Annotated in this window: 5 protein-coding genes; 2 read left to right on the plus strand and 3 right to left on the minus strand. The window is 56.5% G+C overall.

Annotated features, from left to right (window positions below; all coding sequences use genetic code 11):
* A partial coding sequence (locus ADICEAN_RS20330; protein WP_040398559.1) for a class I SAM-dependent methyltransferase occupies positions 1-545 on the minus strand: 545 nt, incomplete at its 3' end.
* Positions 546-816: 271 nt separating this feature from the next.
* Between ADICEAN_RS20330 and ADICEAN_RS21645 the strand changes: the two genes are divergently transcribed.
* Positions 817-2,184 (plus strand): GAF domain-containing protein, encoded by a 1,368-nt coding sequence (locus tag ADICEAN_RS21645; protein WP_009197558.1) that lies wholly within the window; start codon positions 817-819, stop codon positions 2,182-2,184.
* 115 nt (positions 2,185-2,299) lie between these two features.
* On the opposite strand, the gene ADICEAN_RS20340 is transcribed toward ADICEAN_RS21645, so the two are convergent.
* Both ADICEAN_RS20340 and ADICEAN_RS20345 read right to left on the minus strand, forming a co-directional pair.
* Positions 2,300-2,797 carry a DUF421 domain-containing protein gene (locus ADICEAN_RS20340; RefSeq protein ID WP_009197559.1) on the minus strand — a complete coding sequence of 166 codons (498 nt, stop codon included), beginning with the start codon at positions 2,795-2,797 and terminating at the stop codon, positions 2,300-2,302.
* Between the two features lie 182 nt (positions 2,798-2,979).
* Entirely contained in the window at positions 2,980-3,477 is a 498-nt protein-coding gene (locus ADICEAN_RS20345; RefSeq protein ID WP_009197560.1) for a DUF4293 domain-containing protein, read from the minus strand.
* A gap of 78 nt (positions 3,478-3,555) precedes the next feature.
* On the opposite strand from ADICEAN_RS20345, the gene ADICEAN_RS20350 reads away from it, so the two are divergent.
* Positions 3,556-4,187: thiolase family protein (locus ADICEAN_RS20350; RefSeq protein ID WP_040398553.1), on the plus strand; the 632-nt coding region annotated here is incomplete at its 3' end.

The raw sequence follows: 4,187 nt of genomic DNA on the forward strand, positions 1-4,187 counted from the left end.
CCCCGCTCACAGATCAGGGCGTACTTTACATGGTCCAGCACCTCTTCGATATCATCGCTGGCCGAGTAGGAGCTTTTTACCAGGGTTTGCACCAGGTTGTTGGGCTCCACGCACAGCAGGGTGCCGCCGGGTTTCAGTACCCGGCACATTTCCTCAATGGCTTTCTGGGGGTTGGGCACATGAATGAGCAGCGTCTGGCAGGTAACCAGGTCAAAACTGCTATCGGCAAAGGGCAGCGCCTGGGCATTGCCCTCCACCACCTCAAAGCTGGCCCCCTGCTGGTGAAAGTAGGCCCGTATTTCGGGATCTTCGGCTATCCATTTGGCATCATTATCTACCCCCGTAACAGCACAGGGAGTCGCCAGGTAGGGCACCAGCAGGCGGCTCCAGTGGCACTGGCCGCAGCCCACATCCAGCAGGTTGTGGTGCCGGGCTAGCTGCAGGCGGCGGGCCATCAGCTCCAGAAAGCCCCTGTTCCACCAAAAATTCCGGTAGTCGCCAAAGTAGTTTTCAGAATGTCCGCTGCCGGGTGTTGCTGCTGTCATACGCGTATGTCTGATAAAAAAGTAACCCAAAAGGAGCCCCTTTGATTGTAAAAAGCCCGCAAAGCTACGCATTTTGCTGCCAGGGGTAGGCAAGAAGCTGCTTTTCCCGGGGCAAGCGGCCGGCAAAGAGGGCCGGCGGCCCATGCTAAGGAGCTGACAATCATCTCCCTGACAATTCAGCTATTTATTACATCTCCCATAAGCGGGGCCTACTTGCCGGAAAAAGAGCGGGCAGGCTGTTGATCTTTACGGAGCATTTGCTCATCAGATCATGATCAACAACTTATTAACCCTGGGGGTGCGGGAGCACTATCCCGAATACCTGCAGCATAAAATACGCATCTCCAATATTCTGTGGATTGTCATGCTCTTTTTTGCCGGCGGCTACAGCCTGATCATCGGGCTTAAGATACCGGCCCTTTCCTTTATCCCCATTGTAGGCACCTCAAGTATGGTTGGGGCGCTTCTGCTAAATTTTCTGGGCTTTCATGTACTCTACCGGCTGCTTCTTACAGCGGGTCCGCTCTTTTCGGTCTACTGTTATCACCTGGGGGTGGTGCCGGCCAATGGTACAGCCCTGCCCAGTTCCATTGCGCTTATTCTGGCCTTTTCCATCCTGCCCTTTATTCTCTTTGATGTGCGGGAAAAGGGAGCCCTGGGCTTTTCGATCTTTGTGGGCTACCTGGCCCTGATCAGCTTTCGCTGGACCAACAGCTGGATCGAGATCCCGGACATCAACGAGGCGGCCATCCGCAGCGGGCTCTACCAGGAGTTTTCCATTACCGCTTCCTTTATTGTGCTGTGCAGTACGGTCTATTCGCTTACCTACTTTGCCTTTAATGCAGAGCGCACCCGTAACCGCCTGCTGGAGGAGGGCGAGCAAAAAACGCGGCAGCTACAGGCCCGGGAAGCCGAGCTGCAGGAGCACCTGCACAAGCTGGAGCTAAGCCGCAAAGAAGAGCAGCAGCGCAACTGGGCGGCCCAGGGCTTTACCCACTTTGCCGGCCTTTTGCGCAAGAACGATAACCAGCAGCAGCTGGCCGATGAGCTGCTGCGGGAACTCACCAGGTACATTGATGCCAACCAGGGGGCACTCTACCTGGTGGAAGGTGTAGGGGAGGAGCTGCACCTGCAGCTGAAGGCCTGCTATGCCTACAGCCGCAAAAAATACCGAGAGCAGCGCCTGCAGCCCGGCGAGGGCCTGATTGGCCAGTGTTACCTGGAGCGCGAATCCGTCTACATCACCGATGTGCCGCAGGGCTATACCCACATTACCTCCGGCCTGGGCGATGCCACCCCCTCAGCCATCCTTATAGTGCCCCTGATCGCCAACGAAAAGGTAGAGGGTATCCTGGAGTTTGCCTCCTTTAGCCCCTTTGCCCCGCACATCCGGCAGTTTGTAGAAAAGCTTGGAGTGGATATTGCCGCTACCCTGGGCATCAGCCGCATCAACACCCTTACCCGCCAGCTGCTGGACGATGCCCGCCAGCAGGCCGAGCAAATGCGTGCTCAGGAAGAAGAAATGCGCCAGAACCTGGAAGAGCTGGCCGCCACCCAGGAAGAGATGCAGCGCAAGGAAAAGGAATACATGCGCCAGATTGCCGAGCTACAAGCCGCCCTGCAGCTGCAGGAGAGCTAATGTTTTACCGGATACGTCTGCAGCAACGCCGGCTCATGCGTTCAGAGGTTCTACCCCCCAAAAAAAAGCGCTCGTGCTATCCTGTTGCCCAGGCAAAGGCAGTGCACCCTTCTGCTTAGGTCTTTTCTTTGGGAATAATGCTGATATCGCCGCTGCGCTCCAGGTAGGCAGCCTGTATGTCCTCCAGCGATTGAATGCGGGCCTGCGTGCGGGCTGCCGAAAGCAGGTCCTGCTCGGTAATGTGGCTGCTGCTCATGTTCTTTTCCAGCAACTGGCCATCGCGCACCAGCGTCGTGTGTACCCCCTTGATAATGTTGCCAAACTGATCGCTTTTGTAGGAGAGATAGGCCATAAAGCGGTGGGTGGCTACCAGCAGGGCCCCCGCCGCAAGCGTTGGCAGAAAGGGGGCCGAGTCGGTAATGGCCCTGCTCATGATGGACCCCAGCATAATGGCCGCCACTATATCAAAGGCAGAGTTCTTGTCAAAAATGCGCTTGCCGCCCAGGCGCACATACAGAATGGTGATACCAAATACCACAACGGCCCGTACGGCAAAAATAATGAAAGTATCCAGGTCGGTATCGAGTTCAAAAAGGTCGGTAAGGCTTGGCATAGGTCTTGGATTGCAGGTGGTTCCTTTCTGCTAAACCGCTCCCCGGCCAGGAAGTTATCTGGGCCAATCGCCCTACCCCAGACACAAAAAAAGCAGCCTGTACCCTACAGACTGCTTTCCGATGGTTATCAACTTACGTCTAATGTCTAACGTCTAACGTCTAACTTCCAACTTCATCCCCTCTACCTAAACCGGTCTGCAGAGCGTACCAGCAGCTCGTCCCGACGGATAAAGCGGTTGGCCAGCAGGTTGAAGAACAGGGCTCCCAGCGGCAGCCAGAAACCGGTCAGGTACTGGCCGTTGCCATCCTCGGGCAGCAGCTCCCGGGCCTGGTAAATAGAATAGATGGCCGCTACCACCGTAGCGCCGATCAGCAGGGCATTGAGGGCGCCCAGTTTGATTTGCGTAAGGCGGTTGCGGAACTGGAAAATGGCAAAAAGGGCGATAACGGTAGCCAGGCCCGCCAGCAGCGCTACATACCACAGGCTCCGGGTCATGATCTCCTCGCCCACCACGGCCGCATTATTGTCGGTAAAGGAATAATGGGTCATCTGGTACACATCTACCTGCACCGCCTGGCTCTGGGCGGTGCTGATTTTTTCCCAGATGGGGAAGCCAAAAGTAAGGCCCATACACAGGGCCACCAGCAGCAGAAATATGGTTTGGATCCGTTGTATCATGCTTTGTAATCGGTTAACTTGCGCGAAGGTAATCAGTTTTTAGTAGAAACGAAACCCGTAAAAGCCCACTTTTTAAGCATGGAAACAGCCTATATTGTCGATATACTGCGTACCCCTGTTGGTAAATTTGGCGGCACACTTGCCAGCGTACGGCCCGATGATCTGGCCGCTTTAGTGATTCGCCAGCTGCTGGAGCGCAACCCCCAACTTCCCCCTCAGGTACTGGAAGAAGTAGTCTTTGGCGCCGCCAACCAGGCCGGTGAAGATAACCGCAACGTGGCCCGCATGGCCGCCCTGATGGCCGGCCTGCCGGTAGAGGTCTGCGGCGTAACGGTAAACCGCCTGTGCGCTTCCGGCCTGCAGTCCATCATCGATGCCAGCCGTGCCCTGAAGGGGGGCGATGGCGCCGCCTACATCGCCGGCGGGGTAGAGAGCATGACACGGGCCCCCTTTGTGATGGCCAAATCCGAAACCGCCTGGGGCCGCACGCCCGAGATCTACGATACCACCATCGGCTGGCGCTTTACCAATCCCAAACTGGCCGAAGCCTACCACCCCTTCAGCATGGGCGAAACAGCCGAGAATGTGGCGGAGCGCTGGGGCGTAAGCCGCCAGGATCAGGACGAATTTGCCTACCACAGCCAGCGCAAGTGGAAAGAAGCCCAGGAACAGGGAAAGTTTACCGACGAGCTGGTAGCCGTTCCGGTACC

The sequence above is a fragment of the Cesiribacter andamanensis AMV16 genome, from assembly GCF_000348925.1.
Classification (GTDB): Bacteria; Bacteroidota; Bacteroidia; order Cytophagales; family Cyclobacteriaceae; genus Cesiribacter; species Cesiribacter andamanensis.

Bases quoted from the DNA above. Each gene is read 5' to 3' on its own strand.
- ADICEAN_RS20345 (WP_009197560.1), bottom strand. From the start codon at position 3,477: ATGATACAACGGATCCAAACCATATTTCTGCTGCTGGTGGCCCTGTGT.
- ADICEAN_RS21645 (WP_009197558.1), top strand. From the start codon at position 817: ATGATCAACAACTTATTAACCCTGGGGGTGCGGGAGCACTATCCCGAA.
- ADICEAN_RS20340 (WP_009197559.1), bottom strand. From the start codon at position 2,797: ATGCCAAGCCTTACCGACCTTTTTGAACTCGATACCGACCTGGATACT.